General features: G+C 74.6%; 1 protein-coding gene. It reads right to left on the reverse strand.

What is annotated here, in order from left to right; genetic code table 11:
• The coding region (locus RCG67_RS17080; RefSeq protein ID WP_368827994.1) for an AMP-binding protein at positions 1-595 on the reverse strand (595 nt) is incomplete at both ends.

The raw sequence follows: 595 nt of genomic DNA on the forward strand, positions 1-595 counted from the left end.
AAGGTCACCCCCAGGGTCAGGCCGAAGGCGTGGAAGAGGGGCAGCACGCCGTGCACCACCTCGTGCTCGGTGGAGCCGAGCCAGTGCTGGCCCATGAGGGCGTTGGACTCGAGGTTGCGGTGGGTGAGCATCGCGCCCTTGGGCAGGCCCGTGGTGCCGGAGGTGTACTGCAGCAGGGCGAGGTCGTGGGCGGTGGGCCGCGGGTGCTCCACCGCGATCGGGTCCGCGGTCAGCAGCTGCCGCCACGGGATCGTGCCGGGCGCCGGACCGGTGAGCTGGGCGCGGGAGGCCCGGACCGTGGGCAGCGGCAGGCGCAGGGCCAGCTGCTGGGCCCGCGGCATGGCCGCCGTGATGTCCACGGCCACGACCGCGTCGACCCGCAGCCCGGCGGGCAGCGAGCGGACCCGCTCGGCCGCCCGGTCCCACACGATCGCCACGCGCGCGCCGTGGTCCTCGAACTGGTGGCGCAGCTCGGACTCGGTGTAGAGCGGGTTGTGCTCGACGACGACGGCGCCCAGGCGCAGCACGGCGTAGAACGCCACGATGTGCTGCGGGCAGTTCGGCAGGACGATCGCCACGCGGTCCCCGCGGCGCA

The sequence above is a fragment of the Kocuria cellulosilytica genome, assembly GCF_040981245.1.
Taxonomy (GTDB): Bacteria; Actinomycetota; Actinomycetes; order Actinomycetales; family Micrococcaceae; genus Kocuria; species Kocuria cellulosilytica.